Raw genomic sequence first — 17,070 nt, forward strand, 5'->3', positions numbered from 1 at the left:
TGCGGTCATTTTCGCACTACGAGCCCCCTCCGAGGCCACTCAATACCGTTCTCGCCCGCGCCTCGGCCCCCTCGCCCGCCGCCAGGTCCGGAGTGATGCCGCGGCCGTCGACGGCGTGCCCGGCGGGGGTGCGGTAGTGGCCGACGGTCAGCTCGGCGACGGAGCCGTCGGGGAGCGCGCTCGGCATCTGGACCGAGCCCTTGCCGAAGGTCCGCGAGCCGACGGTCACCGCCCGGCCCCGGTCCTGGAGGGCCCCGGTGAGCAGCTCGGCCGCGCTCATCGTGCCCCCGTCGATCAGCGCCACCAGGGGCCTGCCGGTGTCGCCGCCGCCCTCCGCGTACACGGCCCGCTGCTCGCCCTCCACGTCGTACGTGGCGACGAGCCCGCCGTCGAGGAAGGCGGAGGCGGCGACGGCGGCCTCCGTGACCAGGCCGCCCGAGTTCCCCCGCAGGTCCAGGAGGACCCCGGCGCCGGCCGGGGCGGCCCGCACGGCGTCCCGCACGCGCGCGCCCGCGCCCTTGGTGAAGGCGGCGACCCTGATCAGGACGGCCCCGTCGTCGAGGCGGCGGACGGTGACCGGGTCCGTCGCGAGCCGGGCCCGGCGCAGGGTCTGCGTCCAGGCCGCGCGACCGCGCTCGACGCGCAGGACGACGGTGGAGCCGGGAACGCCGTCGCCGCGCAGCAGGGAGACCGCCTCGGAGACGGAGAGCCCGTCGACCGGGCGCCCGTCGACGGAGACGAGCCGGTCACCGGCCCGCAGCCCGGCCCGGGCGGCGGGGCCGCCGGGCTGCACCCGGGTCACCCGCACCCCGTCCTCACCGGTGCGGCCGGCGGAGAGGCCGACCCCGGTGTAGGCGCCGTCGAGGGCCTGCTCGAACTCGGCGTACTCCCTCTTGTCGTACACCGCGCCCCAGCGGTCCCCGCTGCGGCTGACGAACTCCTCGGCGGCCTTCTTCCCCGACTTCCCGTCGGCCATGGCCGCGGCGGCGGCCCGCGCGAGAGCGGCCCGGTCGACGGTCGCACCGCCCGCGGCCACCCCCTCGTCCCCGCCGGACGCGCGCGCCGCCCTCACCGCGGGCTCCTGCCGGGGCAGCGCACCCGTGGCGGCGGCGGTGGCGAGGACGCCGGTGAAGACCAACGTCAGAACGGCCCCACGGAGCACTCCGCGGGGCCGGATACAGAGGTCGTCGGTGCCGGTCGACATGCCGCCCACTCTAGGACAAGGCGATGGCGCCGCACGGGCTTTGGCCGTACGACGCCATCCGTCGTCAGAGGTGACTTGTCACACCTTCAGGTACTTGCGTAGCGCGATGAAGGCGGCCACGGCGGGCATGAGGAGCCCGATGGCGATCACCAGCGGCAGCTTGGCCAGGACGGCGTCCCAGCCGATGAAGTTGACCAGCTGCATCTTCTCGGCGAGCGCGATGCCGTGGTCGATCAGGAAGTACCGGCCGACGAGCAGCAGCACACAGGCGACGGCGCCGCCGAGGAGACCGGCGAAGGCGGCCTCCATGATGAACGGCATCTGGATGTAGAAGCTGGACGCGCCGACGAGCCGCATGATGCCGGTCTCGCGGCGGCGGCTGAAGGCCGAGACGCGGACCGTGTTGACGATCAGCATCAGCGCGATGATCAGCATCAGGCCCATGACGCCGAGGGCGGCGATGTTCATGCCGTTCATCAGGTCGAAGAGGTTCTGCAGGATGTTCCGCTGGTCCTGGACCGACTCGACGCCGTCCCGGCCGGCGAAGGCCGTGGCGACGACCTTGTACTTCTCCGGGTCCTTGAGCTTGACCCGGAACGACTCCTGCATCTGGTCCGGCGTCACCACGGAGGCGATGGCGGTGTCGCCGTACTGCTCCTTGTAGTGCTTGAACGCCTGGTCGGCCGACTCGTGCTGGACGGACTCGACGATGTCCATCTTCTTCAGATCGGCCTCGATCTGCTCCTTCTGCTGGCCGGTGACCGCGCCCTTGGCGCACTTGGCCGCCGTGGCCGCGTCCGCCTTGTTGCAGAGGAAGATGGAGACGTTGACCTTGTCGTACCAGTAGTCCTTCATCGTGCTGACCTGCTCGCGCATGAGCAGCGCGCCGCCGAAGAGGGCGAGCGAGAGGGCCACGGAGACGATGACGGCGAAGGTCATCGTGAGATTGCGCCGGAGACCGACACCGATCTCGGAGAGCACGAACTGAGCGCGCATGGTGTTCTGATTCCCCCGCCGTCAGTGCTGGTATCCGTAGACGCCGCGCGCCTGGTCGCGGACGAGACGGCCCTTCTCGAGCTCGATGACGCGCTTGCGCATCTGGTCGACGATGTTCTGGTCGTGGGTCGCCATGACGACGGTGGTCCCTGTCCTGTTGATCCGGTCGAGCAGCTTCATGATGCCGACGGAGGTCTGCGGGTCGAGGTTGCCGGTGGGCTCGTCGGCGATCAGCAGCATCGGCCGGTTGACGAAGGCCCGGGCGATGGCGACGCGCTGCTGCTCACCGCCGGAGAGCTCGCCCGGCATCCGGTCCTCCTTGCCGCCGAGTCCGACCAGGTCGAGCACCTGCGGCACGGCCTTGCGGATCTCGCCGCGCGGCTTGCCGATGACCTCCTGGGCGAAGGCCACGTTCTCGGCGACGGTCTTGTTGGGCAGCAGGCGGAAGTCCTGGAAGACGGTGCCGAGTTGACGCCGCATCTGCGGCACCTTCCAGTTGGAGAGCCGGGCCAGGTCCTTGCCGAGGACGTGCACCTGGCCCTGGCTGGCACGCTCCTCACGCAGGAGCAGTCGCAGGAAGGTCGACTTTCCGGAGCCGGAGGAGCCGACGAGGAAGACGAACTCGCCCTTCTCGATCTCCAGGGAGACGTCCCGGAGTGCGGGGCGGCTCTGCTTCGGATAGGACTTGGAGACGTTGTCGAATCGGATCACGGATGCACCACGGTCGGCCGGGAGTAGGTGTGCGTGACCTTACGCGACCGGGGATGACCTGCGCAGTCGCGGTCCTGACTTGCGTCGTTTATCCTTTTTAGCCCCTCCCGACGGAAGCCGGGCGATCCGGCGGGGCGCGCCGAAACGCCCCGGAGCTGGCACAGTGGTAGGGGAACGTCCCGATCCCCCCGGACGTTGTCCTGGTGTGTACCCCGTGCGGGAGGAGGAGAGCGCATGACCTACGACCGACTGGTGTGCGCCAACTGCGCGGCCCCGGTCGCCGAGGGCCGCTGTCCCGTCTGCCGCGCGAACCGGGAGCGTCTGACCCCTCAGGGGCTGTCCCCCGCGATGCTGCTGACGTTGGCGATCGCCCTGCTCGCGGCGATCGCACTGCTCGCGGCCGTCCAGACGGTGTAGCCCGGGCCGGATGCGTGACGAAGGGCCGGGGAGCACAGCTCCCCGGCCCTTCGCACGTCCTGCGTCACGCGCCCGGGCGAATGCCTCAGACGGCGGCGCGGCCGCCGCCCACGAGACGCGGCAGCATGCGGAAGCCGATGCCGCCGGCGATCATGGTCGCGGCGCCGATGATCAGGAACGAGGTCTCGGCCGCACCGGTCTCGGCGAGCTCCTCCTTCGCCTCACCCTGCTGGACCGGCTGCGAGCCGCCCTGGTTGGGGTCGGCGTTGTTCGGGGTGTCCACGCACTCGGCGCCGTCGAGGTCGACGGTGCAGGTGCCGGCGTCACCGGTGGAGCCGGAGCCGCCGGTGGCGGAGGAACCGCTGGTCGCGGACCCGTTCCCGTTCCCGTTGGTGCCCGTGGTACCGGTGGTGCCCGTGGTGCCCGTGGTGCCGGTGGTGCCCGACGTGCCGGTGGTGCCCGTCGAACCGTCCGTGCCCGTAGTACCGGTGGTGCCGGTCGAACCGTCGGTGCCGGTGGTGCCCGTGGTGCCGGTCGAACCGTCCGTACCCGTCGTACCGGTGGTACCGGTCGAACCGTCGGTGCCGGTGGTGCCCGTGGTGCCGGTCGAACCGTCCGTACCCGTGGTGCCCGTGGTGCCGGTCGAACCGTCGGTGCCGGTGGTGCCCGTGGTGCCGGTCGAACCGTCCGTACCCGTCGTACCGGTGGTACCGGTCGAGCCGTCCGTGCCGGTGGTGCCGGTCGAACCGTCGGTACCGGTCGTACCCGTCGAACCGTCCGTGCCGGTGGTGCCGGTCGAACCGTCCGTACCGGTCGTACCCGTCGAACCGTCCGTACCGGTGGTGCCGGTCGAACCGTCCGTACCGGTCGAACCCGTCGTACCGGAGATGCCACCGAGGATCGTGTTGCCCTCGGTGTCACCCCCTTCCTGGATACCGATGCCCACGTCCTGGGTCGTCTCGGTTCCGAAGCCGCCGACGGCCTGCGCGGCACCGGCCGCCGTCAGGGACGCACCGGCGACGATCACGGCGCTGGCCGCGACCCGCACCAGGCGGACTCGCGTCTTGTTGGTCATCTGGCTGCTACCCCCAGTAGCTCATCTCGTCATGGGGCAGCGCTCGGGCCCCGCGCGGCAGGGGCGGGGTCACGACTGGACCGGCCCCCGTTCACACGCGTCCCAGAAAAGCGCATGCCAGTACGCCACCCTTCCGAGTTTCCGATGAGGCGTCAAGGTCGTTGCGCGTGCGATGCCCGAAAGATCACCAGCTGACCGACATGCGACGATGCAACTGTGACGTAAACCCTGAACTCCGGGCTCGGCGGCGGCAGTTCCCTTGTCGACAAAGCGTCTCGGAGGCCTCGCCGCCGCTTGCGTCAGCGAATGCGCGGAAGGCCGCGGAACGGCACCGGGCCCCGCACCGAAAGGTGCGGGGCCCGGCCGGAACCACGGAGGGGTTACTTCTCCTGCTGCTTGCGCCAGCGGATGCCCGCCTCCAGGAAGCCGTCGATCTCGCCGTCCAGGACGGACTGCGGGTTGCCGACCTCGAACTCCGTGCGGAGGTCCTTGACCATCTGGTACGGGTGCAGCACGTACGAACGCATCTGGTTGCCCCAGGAGCTGCCGCTGTCCTTGAGGGCGTCCATCTTGGCGCGCTCCTCCTGGCGCTGGCGCTCCAGGAGCTTGGCCTGGAGGACGTTCATGGCGCTCGCCTTGTTCTGGATCTGGGAGCGCTCGTTCTGGCAGGAGACGACGATGCCGGTCGGGAGGTGCGTGATGCGCACGGCCGAGTCGGTCGTGTTGACGCCCTGGCCGCCGGGGCCGGAGGCGCGGTACACGTCGACGCGCAGGTCCGACTCCTCGATCTCGACGTGGTCCGAGGACTCGACGACCGGGAGGATCTCGACGCCGGCGAAGGAGGTCTGGCGGCGGCCCTGGTTGTCGAAGGGCGAGATGCGGACGAGGCGGTGGGTGCCCTGCTCGACGGAGAGCGTGCCGTAGGCGTACGGGGCCTTCACGACGAAGGTGGTGGACTTGATGCCCGCCTCTTCCGCGTACGAGGTCTCGTAGATCTCCGTCGGGTAGCCGTGGCGCTCCGCCCAGCGCAGGTACATGCGCTGGAGCCGCTCGGCGAAGTCGGAGGCGTCGACGCCGCCGGCCTCGGCCCGGATGTTGACCAGGGCCTCGCGCTCGTCGTACTCGCCGGAGAGGAGGGTGCGGACCTCCATCTCGTCGAGGGCCTTGCGGACGGAGGCGAGCTCCGTCTCGGCCTCGGCGAGGGTGTCCGGGTCGTCCATCTCCTCGGCGAGCTCGAAGAGCACCGCGAGGTCGTCGATCCGGCCGCGCAGGGTCTCGGCCTTGCGGACCTCGGCCTGGAGGTGCGAAAGCTTGCTCGTGATCTTCTGCGCCGCCTCCGGGTCGTCCCACAGGGACGGGGCCGCGGCCTGCTCTTCGAGCACGGCGATGTCGGCCCTCAGCTTCTCGAGGTCCAGGACGGCCTCGATCGACCCCATGGTCGAGGAGAGGGACTTCAGCTCTTCGGATACATCGACGACTGCCACGCGTCCAGCGTAACGGCTCCTGGCAAGGAGCCGAACCCGTGACGGGAGCGACGGGTGGGACGCCCTACGGCTGGGAGGACTGCTTGGAGTCCTGCGGCGGGGTCTCCCCGTCGCCGGAGGCCGCCAGGTAGCCGCCGACGCCGAGCGCGCCCGCGACCACGACCGCCGCGACGGTGAGGGTGATCCTCCGCTTGCGGACCGCGCCCGCCTTGTGGCGGGCCGAGCCGGGGCGGCGGGCGCCGGAGGGGCGCGGGGCGCGGGCGGTGCCGAGGGGGCCGCCGGAGAGCTCGTCGGGGGCCGGAACCCGCATGGAGGTGTGGGTGTCGCGGTTGGAGTCGGCGGAGGCGCCGGGGACGAGCGGGACGGCGGCGCGGCGGGGGCCCGGCTCGCCCGCGCCCGTGGCGGTGGCGTACGCGTCCTCCTCGTACGGCTCCGGGGCCGGTTCCGCGCCGGGCTCGTCGACGTCCAGCGGCGGGATGCCCTTGAGCAGCGGCAGGACGTCCCCGAGGCGGGCGGCGAGCTCGGAGGCGCGCAGCCGGGAGGCGGGGGCCTTGGCGAGGCACTGGACGATCGTCTGCCACAGCTCCTCGGGGATGCCGGGCAGCGGGACGACGGTCTCGGTGACGTGGCGGCGCAGGACCGCGCCGGGGTGGCCGCCGCCGAACGGGGTGAAGCCGGCCAGCAGCTCGTAGAGGACGGTCGCGAGGGCGTAGATGTCGACGGCGGCGCGCGGCGGGAGGCCCTCGACGATCTCGGGGGCGAGGTAGTCGGGGGTGCCGATGATCCGGGTGGCCTTGGTGCGGCCGGGGGTGTCGATCAGCTTGGCGACGCCGAAGTCGGTGAGGAGGGCGGGGTGGGCGCCGCCGGGGCCGAGCGGGCCCTCCATGTCGAGCAGGATGTTCTCCGGCTTGACGTCCCGGTGGACGACGCCGGCCTTGTGGGCGACGGCGAGGGCCTCGGCGACGTCCCTGACGATGGCGACGGCGGCCTCGGGCGCGAGGCGCCGCTCCCGGTCGAGCCGGGTGCGCAGGTCGGTGCCGCGGACGAGGTCCATGACGAGGGCGAGGTCGGTGCCGTCGACGACGAGGTCGCGGACCTTGACCACCCGGGGGTGGTCGAGTCCGAGGAGCGCGGTCCGCTCCTGGACGAAGCGGCCGACGAGTTCCTGGTCGGAGGCCAGGTCCTCGCGCAGCAGTTTGACGGCGACGGGCCCTTCGGGGCCCTCGCCGAGCCACACCGTTCCGGCGCTGCCCCGTCCGAGGATCTGGTGGGCGGTGTAGCGGCTGCCGATGTTCCGTGCCAAGACTGCTCCCTCAGCGGCTGCGGTTCTCGACAAAGCTACGCGTCCACGGCCGCCGGTCTCGACTTCCGAGGGGAAATCACCCCTCGGAAGTCGACAAATCGGCAGTGTTACTGCCCCGTACCGCCGGTAGCACCCCCGGAACCGGTGGAGTCTCCGATCGAGGAGACCCAGTCGGTCACGGCCGAGATCCCGTCGCCGATGGCCTGCCAGTAGCCCTTGCCCTGGGCGACCCAGTCCTGGAGCGGGGTGAGCTCCCAGATGAGCCAGCCGGCGACCACGAACAGGACGATCATGATCAGACAGCCCTTGAGGCAGCCGAGTCCGGGGATCCGCACCGGGTTGGCGCTCCGCTGGCGCGGTGGGCGCGGCTCGCGGGGCGCGGGGGCCTGGGGCGGCGGCTGCGGCGGCGCGTACTGCTGCTGGGGCGGGGCGTACTGCTGCGGCTGAGGGGGCGGCGGGGGCGCGTACTGCTGCTGCGGGGGCTGCTGCTGGTACGGCTGGGGCGCGGGGCGCTGCGGGGCCGGGCGCTGCTGCTGGTACGGCGGGGGCGGCTGCTGCTGCCCGTACGCACCGGGGCGGCCGTCCTGCGGCTGCTGCGGCCTGCGCTGCGGGCGGCGGCGCAGGGGGTCCTCGCTCGGGTCGAGGTACTGCACCTGCGTCTGCTCGTTGCGGTCGCGGACCTGTCGCAGCTGGCTCTGCCAGGGGTGCGGGTCCTCCGCCGGAGGATTCTGCGGTACGGGGGGCATGACCGCCGTCGGGTCGGCGGCGCCCGCCGGGCCGCTGGTCGGCATGACGCTGGTCGCGGCGGCGGGGTCGTACTGCGGGGGCGTCCCGGCTCCGGCCCCGGCGGCACCGGTGGGCAGCACCTGGGTCGGGTCGGCGGCGCCCGGGGGCTGCGCCTGCGGGGTGCCCGGGACCGGCGCGGGTGCCGGGTCCGGGGCGAGGAGCGCGCCCACGCCCTCCGCCGCCTCGATCTGGGCGGGGTTGGCGTGCACCCCGATGCCGGCGGCGACGGCGCGCAGGCCCCGGGCGAGGTTCACGGCGCTCGGCCGCTGGTCCGGGTTCTTGCTGAGGCAGCGCTCTATGACCGTCCACAGGGGCCCGGGCACGGTCGAGGGGCGGCGGGGCTCCTCGCTGAGGTGCTGGTGGAGGACCTCCAGGGCGGTGGCGCCCGTGAACGGGGGCCGGCCGGTGACCAGCTCGTAGAGGAGGATGCCGGCGCCGTAGATGTCGACGGCGGAGGTCTGCGGGCGGCCCTCGGCGGACTCCGGCGCCACGTACGCGGGCGTGCCGACGAACTCGTGGGTGCGGGTCAGGCCCGGGGAGTCCGCGAGGCGCGCGATGCCGAAGTCGGTCAGCATCGGGTGCATCTCGCCGCCCTGCTCGGCGAGCAGGACGTTGGCCGGCTTGAGGTCGCGGTGGACGACGCCGTCGGCGTGGCTGGCGGCGAGCGCGTCGGCGATCTGGGCGGTGAGGAGGGCGGCGGCGACCGGGGTGAGCGGGCCGCTCTCCCTGATGTACCGGTGCAGGTCGGGGCCTTCGACGAGGTCCATGACGAGGGCGAGGACATCGCCCTCGACGACCAGGTCGCGGGTGCGCACGATGTTCGGATGGGTCAGCCGGAGCAGCACGGACCGCTCGCGCAGGAAGCGCATCACGATGTCCGCGTCGTTGGCCAGCTCCTCCTTGAGGACCTTGATCGCCACGGTCTCGCCGGGCTGGCCGGGCACGGCCGCCTCGGCGCCGGCCGTCTCCCGCTGGCGGGCTCGCCAGACGGTGCCCGTGGCGCCGCGGCCGAGCGGCTCCTCGAGCAGGTACTTGCTGCCGATAGGCCGCACGTCACGCGCTCCCTGCTGATCGTTGGTCCTGGGGTGGTCCCCGGGTGTCCCGGGGACCCTGTCCTCTGTTGCCCCGGGTCCCTGTCCTCTGTTGTGACCCGTCCGGGTGTCCGACCCACTTTAGTGCCGCCGAACGGGTCGCAGGCCGGTCGTCCACAGGCCGGTTCCGCTGCCGCGTCCGGGTCTCGCCCGGGGGTCGGAGCGGACGGAACTTGTCCGGAAGAAGACGCTCCACAGCGGGCGACGGTTGCCAGGCATGGTCCGAAGGCATGCCCAACCAGGCTATTTCTCGCCCACTGCCGAACATTCAAGATCACTTGTGACCGACCCGCGGGCGTGTTGTCGGTGGCAGGTGCGAGGATGCCTCCAGCACGTCGCGTCGACGGGGTCGGGAGCCCCCGCGCCGTGCCGACCTGTACCGGGCGACGCGTCCGTGCCGGGTGGGGGGAGACACAGGGCGGTTCCCCCCTGCCGAGCCGGCTCGCGCAGAAGGGACCGCTGACGGCGATGCAGATCCGGCTGACCGTCCTCGCGCCGCACGCCGGCCACGGCGCCGGGCGCGCCTGCGACGTGCTCGTCACGGCCCCCGCCGGGACGGCCCTCGCCGCCGTGGCCTCGAACCTCGCCGCCGCCGTCACCGGCCCCGACACCTCCGCCTCGGGCACCACCGTGCTCTACGCGGGCGCGGAGCGGCTCGACGGCCGGCGCTGCGTCCTCGGCGAGCCCCCGCTGGTCGACGGCGCGGTCCTCTCCCTCCAGGTCCCCGGCCCGGACGACCGGGTCGACGAGACCGCCTCCGCCCGGCTGCACGTGGTGGCCGGCCCGGACGCGGGCGGAGTCCACCTGCTGCACGGCGGAACGATCAGAATCGGCCGTTCCGTCGACGCCGACGTGCCCCTCGACGACCCCGACGTCTCCCGCGCCCACTGCACGGTGACCGTCGGCGAGGACGGCCGGGTCACGGTCTCCGACCGCGGCTCGACGAACGGCACGACGCTCGACGGCGTGCCCGTCGGCGACCGCCCGGTGCCGCTCCGCCCGGGCGCGCTGCTGCGCCTCGGCGAGTCCGCCCTCCGGCTGACGGGCCCCGCCGGCGGCCCCGGCGGCACGGACGCGGTGACGACCGCCCCGGACGGCGAGGGCCATCTGCGCGTCGCGCCCGGGACGCGCCCGCCGGCCCCAGCCGGGCAGGCGGGACCCGGCGACGACACCACCCACGGCGGCGCGCGCGGCATCGCGTACGGCGAGGTCCACGACGGGGGCCACGCGCACGCGGGGGACCCGCGCGACGGCGGCGAGCCGCACGACAGGACCCGGCAGACCGACCGCGCCCCGGGCCGGGGGGACGCGCCCGCGGCTCCCGCCCCGGCCACGCGCGGCGGCAAGCGCGGGCTCGGCGCATGGGCCCGGCGGCTCGCGGGCGGCGGCCGCGAGGAGTTCCCGGCCCCCGCCGGCCTCCACGACTCCCCGGACACGCACGCGGGCGTCCGGCCCGGCCCCGGCGTCCGGGACGGCGCCCCCGGCCCCGTGCCGCGCGCCGACACCTGGCCCGACCCGGCCACCGTCCTGCTCACCGCCCTCGGCCCGGGCCCCCGGCTCTGGGAGCGGACCCAGGACCACCCCGAGGCCCTGGTGGTCCGGCTCGGCACGACCGACCGCGCCGAACTCTCCGGCGTGCCGGTCACCGTCGGACTGCGCGAGGCCGGGTCCCTCGGCCTGGCGGGCCCCGGCGACCGGCTCGCCGGCCTCGCGCGCTCGGTCGTGGCCCAGCTCGCCGCCCTGCACTCCCCCTCCGACCTGGAGATCGTCCTCATCAGCGCCGACCGGAACCGCTCCCTGGAGGAGCGGCGCCGCGCCTGGGGCTGGCTCGGCTGGCTCCCGCACGTCCGGCCCGCCCACGGCCAGGACTGCCGGCTGCTCCTGGCGTACGACCGCGACCAGGCCCACGCGCGCACGGCCGAGCTGACCCGCCGGCTCGACGACGGCCCGCTCGGCCCCGGCTGGCCCAGCGCCGACCTCGCGTCGATCGCCGAGGCCGCGGCCCGCCACGAGGGGCCGACGACGGTCGTCGTCGTCGACGGCGACCCCGGATCGGCGGCCCTCCGCGAGACGGTCGCGCGGCTCGCGGGCGCGGGCGCGGCGGCCGGCATCCACCTCCTGTGCCTCGCCGAGGCCCCCTCCGCCACCCCGGACTCGCCGGTGGCCGCCACGTACGAGGTCGCGTGCGCCGCGTCCCTCGCCTTCCGCGAGTGCGGGGCAGCGGCGCTCCTGAGCGGTGACGTGGCGACGGCCCTGCGGCTGCTCCGGACCTCCGGCGGGCGGCTCGCGGGCCACGGCACCGTCGGCGTCGTCGACGCGGTCTCCGTGGCCTGGGCCGAGCGGTTCGGCCGGGCCCTCGCCCCGCTGCGCCCCGAGACGGCCGCGGCGCCGGGCGCCCGGGCCACCGCGCTGCCCCCGTCGGCCCGGCTCCTCGACGAGCTCGGGCTCGCCCGGGCCACCCCCGCCTCCCTGATGGCCCGCTGGGCCTCCGCCGGGGACGGCACGGCCGTCCTGGGCGCGGGTCCGCGCGGACCGCTCTCCGTGGACCTCACCAAGGAGGGCCCGCACCTGCTGATCGAGGGCCCGGCGGGCAGCGGGCGCACGGAGCTGCTCCGCTCGATCGCCGCCTCCCTCGCGGCGGGCGGCCGCCCCGACCGGCTCGGCCTGCTCCTCGTGGACGGCGCGGGCGGCGAGCGCGGCGAGGGCCTCTCGGTCTGTACGGAGCTGCCGCACGTCACCGAGCACCTGGTCGCCTCGGACCCGGTGCGGATGCGGGAGTTCGCGCAGGCGCTCGGCGCCGAGCTGAAGCGCCGGGCGGAGCTCCTGGGCGACGGGCACTTCGCCGACCGCCGGGGGGCGGCGCGCGCCGCCGACCGGCTGATCGGGCAGCGCGCCCCGAGCGCGGCGGAGAGCCTGCCCCAGGGCGCCCGCGCGACCGTCCGCGTCCCGGACACCGGCGACCTCGCGGACCGCACGAGCGGCCGCACGCTGCGCACGGGCGACGGCACGATCGGCGCGCTCCCGAGCAGCGGCCGCGCCCCGCGAGCGGGCGCGGACGACGTACCGGGCCGCACGAGCGGCCGCGTCCCGTACCCGTCCGGCGAGGACCTCACCGGGCGGGCCGGCAGCCGCACGCCGTACCCCGGCGCCGACGACGTGGCGGGCCGGTCCAGCGGTCGCGTCCCGTACCCCTCCTCCGACGACGTCAGCGGCCGGAGCAGCGGCCGCACCCCGTACCCGGGCTCGGGTGATCTCGGTGACCGTCCGAGCGGGCGCGTCCCCCGGGCCGCGGGCGGAGCCCCCGACGAGCGGTCCGGTGCGCGGGCGCGATCCGGTGGGGACGCCTTCCTGGCCGACACGCCCAGCGGGCGACTGCCGCGGCGGGACGGCGGATCCCTCGGCGACCGCCCGAGCAGTCGCACCCTCCGCGCGGGCGACGGCGACCTCGCCGAGCACCCGAGCGCCCGCACCCCGCGTGGAGGCGCGGACGACGTCACCGGCCGGTCCGGCGGCCGGGTCCCGTACCCGGGCGCCGACGACGTGACGGGCCGCACGAGCGGACGCGTCCCGTACCCGTCCGGCGAGGACCTCACCGGGCGCTCCAGTAGCCGCACCCCGTACCCCGGCGCCGACGACGTGACGGGCCGCCCGAGCGGGCGCATCCCCCATCCCGCCACCGAGGACTCCGCGGGGCGGATCCCCCGGCCCGCTTCCGGGGAGCAGGGGGCCGGGCGGGCGGTGGGAGCCGGGCAGTTGCCGCGGCTCGTCGTGCTCGTCGACGACTTCGACGCCCTGGTCGCCCCCGCGCTCGGCGCCCCCGGCCGGCCGGCCGCCGGGTCCGTCGTGCGGGTCCTGGAGGCCATCGCGCGCAGCGGCGAGCGGCTCGGGGTGCACCTCGTGGCGACCTCGGCGCGCCCGGACCGGACCGTCGACACGGAGCTGGCCCACGGGGCCCGGCTGCGGATCGTGCTCGACGCGCCGCCGGTGGCGCCGGGCCCGGACGTGCCGGCGGCCGGGCGGGGCCGCCTCGGGCATCCGGACGGCCGGGTGACCCCCTTCCAGGCGGGTCGCGTCACGGGCAGGATCCCCCGGACGGCGACGCTCCGTCCGACGGTCGTCCCGCTGGAGTGGGAGCGGATGGGCGATCCGCCCACCCGTCGCCCGGTCCGCGAGCTGGGCAACGGGCCGACGGACCTGGCGCTCCTGGCGAGCGCGCTGGACCGGGCGGCACGCTCGGTCGAGGCGACTCCGGTGGCCCCGCTGGCCCCGGCCGCGCACGGCTGACCGCACGTCACGAGGGCATCACGATCGCCCACTTGACGCGGGAGGCGGTATTGCGGGGCCCCGCGGCCCGGCGTAGACCTGTCGGACGGACAGCGAAACGCACGGGACAGCGACGCACGGGAGAGACGGGGCAGCAATGCGTACAACTCTTCGTCCACGCAGGACCGCGATGACCCTCACGGCCTTGACGGCGGTGGCCGCGCTCGCCCTCGCGGGCTGCGGCGGCGACGCCGACAAGGACAAGGGAGAGCCCGCACCGGACCGCGACCTCTCCCTCAAGGGCGAGAAGATCGAGGTCGCCGCCGTCTGGACGGGCCCGGAGCAGGAGAACTTCACCAAGGTCCTGAAGGAGTTCGAGAAGCGGACCGGCGCGACCGTCACCTTCGTGCCCGCGCAGGACCCGATCGTGAACTTCCTCGGGACGAAGATCGCCGGCGGCGCGCCGCCGGACGTGGCGATGCTCCCGCAGGTGGGCGCGATCCAGCAGGCCGCCGCGCAGAAGTGGCTGAAGCCGGTCGGCCCGGAGGTCAAGTCCCAGCTGGCGGCGAACTACTCGCGCGGCTGGCAGGAGCTCGGCGCGGTGGACGGCACCCAGTACGGGGTCTACTTCAAGGCCGCCAACAAGTCCCTGGTCTGGTACAACACCGCCGTCTTCGAGGGCGCGGGCGCCTCGGAGCCGAAGACCTGGAAGGAGTTCCTCGGCACCGCCGAGACGATCTCGGCCTCCGGCGTGACCCCGGTCTCGGTGGGCGGCGCGGACGGCTGGACCCTCACCGACTGGTTCGAGAACGTCTATCTCTCCCAGGCGGGACCGGCCAAGTACGACCAGCTGGCGAAGCACGAGATCAAGTGGACAGACCCGTCCGTCGCCGCCGCGTTGAAGACCCTCGCCGAGCTCTTCGGCAAGCCGGCGCTGATCGCGGGCGGCCCGACCGGCGCGCTGCAGACGGAGTACCCGGCCTCGGTCACGCAGACCTTCACGGGCGGCGACCAGCCCAAGGGGGCGATGGTCTTCGAGGGCGACTTCGCCGCCGTCAACATCGCGCAGACCAAGGCGGAGATCGGGAAGGACGCGAAGGTCTTCCCGTTCCCGAAGGTCGGCGACGGCGGCACGGCCCCGGTGGTGACGGCCGGCGACGCGGCCGTGGCCCTGAAGGACACCAAGGGCGCGCAGGCGCTGCTCGCCTTCCTCGCCTCGCCGGACGCGGCGAAGATCTGGGCGGCCGAGGGCGGGTTCCTCTCCCCCAACAAGAACCTGGACCCGGCGGCGTACCCGAACGACGTCCAGCGCGAGATCGCCAAGGCGCTCATCGGCGCGGGTGACGACTTCCGCTTCGACATGTCGGACCAGATGCCGCAGTCGTTCGGCGGGACGCCGGGCAAGGGCGAGTGGAAGGCGCTCCAGGACTTCCTGAAGAACCCGAAGGACGTCGCCGGGACCCAGGCGCGTCTGGAGGCGGACGCGGCGAAGGCGTACAAGGCCGCCGCGAAGGGCTGAGGCCGACATGCCGGCCACCATCAGGACCAGGGGCCGGAGCAGGGCGGTCGCGGCGGGGTTCCTGCTCCCCGCGCTGCTCCTGCTCGGCGCGCTCGTCGTCTACCCGATCGGGTACTCCGTCCGGCGTTCGCTCTTCGACCGTTCCGGCGCCTCCTTCGTCGGCCTCGACAACTACCTCGCGCTCGTCACCGACGACTCGCTCCGCACCGCCGTCCGCAACAACCTGATCTGGCTGGTGGTGGCCCCGGCGGTCGCCACCGCGCTCGGTCTGGTCTTCGCGGTGCTGACCGAACGCGTGCGCTGGGGAACGGCGTTCAAGCTGGTCGTCTTCATGCCGATGGCGATCTCGATGCTCGCCGCCGGAATCATCTTCCGGCTCGTCTACGAGCAGGACCCGGACCGCGGGGTCGCCAACGCCGTCTGGGTCGGGGTCCACGACACCTTCGCCGAGGCCTCCGGTTTCCCCCGGGCCCGGCCGCTGCCGGTGCACCCGCTGAAGGCGGCGGGGGGCGGGGCGTTCGAGACGAAGACGCCGGTACGCGCCGGGGTGCCGGTGCTGCTGCCGCTGGTCGGGGTGGCTCCGGCGCGGATGCCCCGGGACGCCCGCCCGGCGCACGCGCCGACGCCCGCGGCCGGCGGGATCACCGGAACGGCCTGGCTGGACTTCACGCGGGGCGGCGGCGGGAAGCCGAACGCGGTCGATCCGAAGGAGCTGGGCCTGAAGGGGCTGCGGATCGAGGCGGTACGGGACGGGAAGGTGGTCGCCACGGCCACGGCGGCGGCCGACGGCAGCTTCACCCTGCCGGCGGACCGCGCCGACGGGGCCGTGCTGCGGCTGCCCGCGAGCAACTTCCGGGAGCAGTACAACGGCGTGGAGTGGCTGGGCCCCTCGCTCGTGACGCCGGCGGTGATCGGGGCGTACGTGTGGATGTGGGCCGGGTTCGCGATGGTCCTGATCGGCGCCGGGCTCGCGGCCGTACCGCGCGAACTCCTGGAGGCGGCGCGGGTGGACGGGGCGAACGAGTGGCAGGTGTTCCGGCGGATCACGGTGCCGCTCCTGGCGCCCGTCCTCGTGGTCGTCCTGGTCACCCTGATGATCAACGTGCTCAAGGTCTTCGACCTGGTCTTCGTCATCGCGCCGGGCTCCGCGCAGGACGACGCGAACGTGCTCGCGCTCCAGCTGTACCGCTCGTCCTTCGGCACGGACGCGGACCTCGGGGTCGGCTCGGCCATCGCCGTCGTCCTGCTCCTCCTCGTGCTGCCGGTGATGGTGGTCAACATCCGCCGCATCCGAAGGGAGTCCCGCCGATGACGTCGCTCACCACCGGGACGGCCGCCGAGGCCGCCCCCCGGAGTGCTCCCGGATCCGGCGCGCGCCTCGCCGCCCGGCTCGCCGGCGGGGTCGCGTCCGGCACCGTCCGGGTCTTCCTCGTCCTCGCCGGCCTGTTCTGGCTGATGCCGACGGTCGGGCTGCTGCTCTCCTCGCTCCGCTCGCCGTCCGACATCGCGGCGAGCGGCTGGTGGGAGGTGTTCACGGCGCCGGCGCAGCTGACCACCGAGAACTACACCCGTCTCCTCGCGAACGACACGATCACCGGCTCGCTGCTCTCCACCGTCCTGATCACCGTCCCGGCCACCCTGCTGGTCCTCCTCATCGGCTCGCTCGCCGGTTACGCCTTCGCGTGGCTGGAGTTCCCGGGCCGGGACTGGTGGTTCCTGGGCGTGGTGGCGCTCCTCGTGGTGCCGGTGCAGGTGGCCCTGGTGCCGGTGTCGAAGCTGTTCGGGGCGGTGGGGCTGTTCGAGACGACGGCCGGGGTGGTCCTCTTCCACACGGCCTTCGGCCTGCCGTTCGCGATCTTCCTGCTGCGGAACTTCTTCGCGGAGATCCCGCGCGAACTGCTGGAGGCGGCGCGGCTCGACGGGGCGGGCGAGATCCGGCTCTTCACGCGCGTGGTGCTGCCGCTCGGCGGTCCGGCGATCGCCTCGCTGGGGATCTTCCAGTTCCTGTGGGTGTGGAACGACATGCTGGTCGCGCTGATCTTCGCGGACTCGCAGTCGCCGCCGATCACGGTGGCGCTCCAGCAGCAGGTGCGCCAGTTCGGCAACAACGTGGACGTGCTCGCGCCGGGGGCGTTCGTGTCGATGGTGGTGCCGCTGGTGGTGTTCTTCGCGTTCCAGCGGCAGTTCGCGTCGGGGGTGATGGCGGGCGCGGTGAAGTAGC

The 17,070-nt window shown here is 74.0% G+C and carries 12 protein-coding genes; 5 read left to right on the forward strand and 7 right to left on the reverse strand.

Going from position 1 to position 17,070, the window contains the following annotated elements; genetic code table 11:
* Nucleotides 1-16: 16 nt before the first annotated feature.
* From ACIGW4_RS29925 to ftsE, 3 genes are all read right to left on the reverse strand, one after another.
* Nucleotides 17-1,204, reverse strand: a complete 1,188-nt coding sequence (locus ACIGW4_RS29925) for a S41 family peptidase (RefSeq protein WP_398713080.1) — start codon at nucleotides 1,202-1,204, stop codon at nucleotides 17-19.
* Between the two features lie 78 nt (nucleotides 1,205-1,282).
* The gene (gene ftsX / locus ACIGW4_RS29930; RefSeq protein WP_123452836.1) at nucleotides 1,283-2,200 is read right to left on the reverse strand and encodes a permease-like cell division protein FtsX; all 918 of its coding nucleotides are present in this window, start codon (nucleotides 2,198-2,200) and stop codon (nucleotides 1,283-1,285) included.
* A 21-nt stretch (nucleotides 2,201-2,221) separates the two neighbouring features.
* Complete coding sequence (gene ftsE / locus ACIGW4_RS29935; RefSeq protein WP_030692056.1) at nucleotides 2,222-2,911, reverse strand: cell division ATP-binding protein FtsE; 690 nt, start codon at nucleotides 2,909-2,911, stop codon at nucleotides 2,222-2,224.
* Between the two features lie 234 nt (nucleotides 2,912-3,145).
* Between ftsE and ACIGW4_RS29940 the strand changes: the two genes are divergently transcribed.
* Nucleotides 3,146-3,328 carry a hypothetical protein gene (locus ACIGW4_RS29940; protein ID WP_030692057.1) on the forward strand — a complete coding sequence of 61 codons (183 nt, stop codon included), beginning with the start codon at nucleotides 3,146-3,148 and terminating at the stop codon, nucleotides 3,326-3,328.
* 85 nt (nucleotides 3,329-3,413) lie between these two features.
* Here ACIGW4_RS29940 and ACIGW4_RS29945 read toward each other — a convergent pair whose 3' ends face one another.
* The 4 genes from ACIGW4_RS29945 to ACIGW4_RS29960 form a co-directional block, all read right to left on the reverse strand.
* The gene (locus ACIGW4_RS29945; protein WP_399584045.1) at nucleotides 3,414-4,403 is read right to left on the reverse strand and encodes a hypothetical protein; all 990 of its coding nucleotides are present in this window, start codon (nucleotides 4,401-4,403) and stop codon (nucleotides 3,414-3,416) included.
* A gap of 380 nt (nucleotides 4,404-4,783) precedes the next feature.
* Nucleotides 4,784-5,887, reverse strand: coding sequence for a peptide chain release factor 2 (gene prfB, locus ACIGW4_RS29950; RefSeq protein ID WP_123452842.1), 1,104 nt, complete (start codon nucleotides 5,885-5,887; stop codon nucleotides 4,784-4,786).
* Nucleotides 5,888-5,951: 64 nt separating this feature from the next.
* Nucleotides 5,952-7,190, reverse strand: a complete 1,239-nt coding sequence (locus tag ACIGW4_RS29955) for a serine/threonine-protein kinase (protein ID WP_123452844.1) — start codon at nucleotides 7,188-7,190, stop codon at nucleotides 5,952-5,954.
* A gap of 107 nt (nucleotides 7,191-7,297) precedes the next feature.
* Entirely contained in the window at nucleotides 7,298-9,028 is a 1,731-nt protein-coding gene (locus ACIGW4_RS29960; RefSeq protein ID WP_123452846.1) for a serine/threonine-protein kinase, read from the reverse strand.
* 507 nt (nucleotides 9,029-9,535) lie between these two features.
* On the opposite strand from ACIGW4_RS29960, the gene ACIGW4_RS29965 reads away from it, so the two are divergent.
* The 4 genes from ACIGW4_RS29965 to ACIGW4_RS29980 all read left to right on the forward strand — a co-directional run bounded on the left by ACIGW4_RS29965 (nucleotide 9,536) and on the right by ACIGW4_RS29980 (nucleotide 17,069).
* On the forward strand, nucleotides 9,536-13,351 hold the full coding sequence (locus tag ACIGW4_RS29965) for an FHA domain-containing protein (protein WP_399584048.1): 3,816 nt from the start codon (nucleotides 9,536-9,538) through the stop codon (nucleotides 13,349-13,351).
* A 136-nt stretch (nucleotides 13,352-13,487) separates the two neighbouring features.
* On the forward strand, nucleotides 13,488-14,849 hold the full coding sequence (locus ACIGW4_RS29970) for an ABC transporter substrate-binding protein (protein ID WP_399584051.1): 1,362 nt from the start codon (nucleotides 13,488-13,490) through the stop codon (nucleotides 14,847-14,849).
* A gap of 7 nt (nucleotides 14,850-14,856) precedes the next feature.
* On the forward strand, nucleotides 14,857-16,161 hold the full coding sequence (locus ACIGW4_RS29975) for a carbohydrate ABC transporter permease (protein WP_123452852.1): 1,305 nt from the start codon (nucleotides 14,857-14,859) through the stop codon (nucleotides 16,159-16,161).
* Entirely contained in the window at nucleotides 16,158-17,069 is a 912-nt protein-coding gene (locus tag ACIGW4_RS29980; protein ID WP_399584054.1) for a carbohydrate ABC transporter permease, read from the forward strand. Before ACIGW4_RS29975 ends, ACIGW4_RS29980 begins: the two co-directional genes overlap by 4 nt.
* Nucleotide 17,070 lies beyond the last annotated feature (1 nt).

This window comes from Streptomyces sp. NPDC053513, from assembly GCF_044544765.1.
Classification (GTDB): Bacteria; Actinomycetota; Actinomycetes; order Streptomycetales; family Streptomycetaceae; genus Streptomyces; species Streptomyces litmocidini.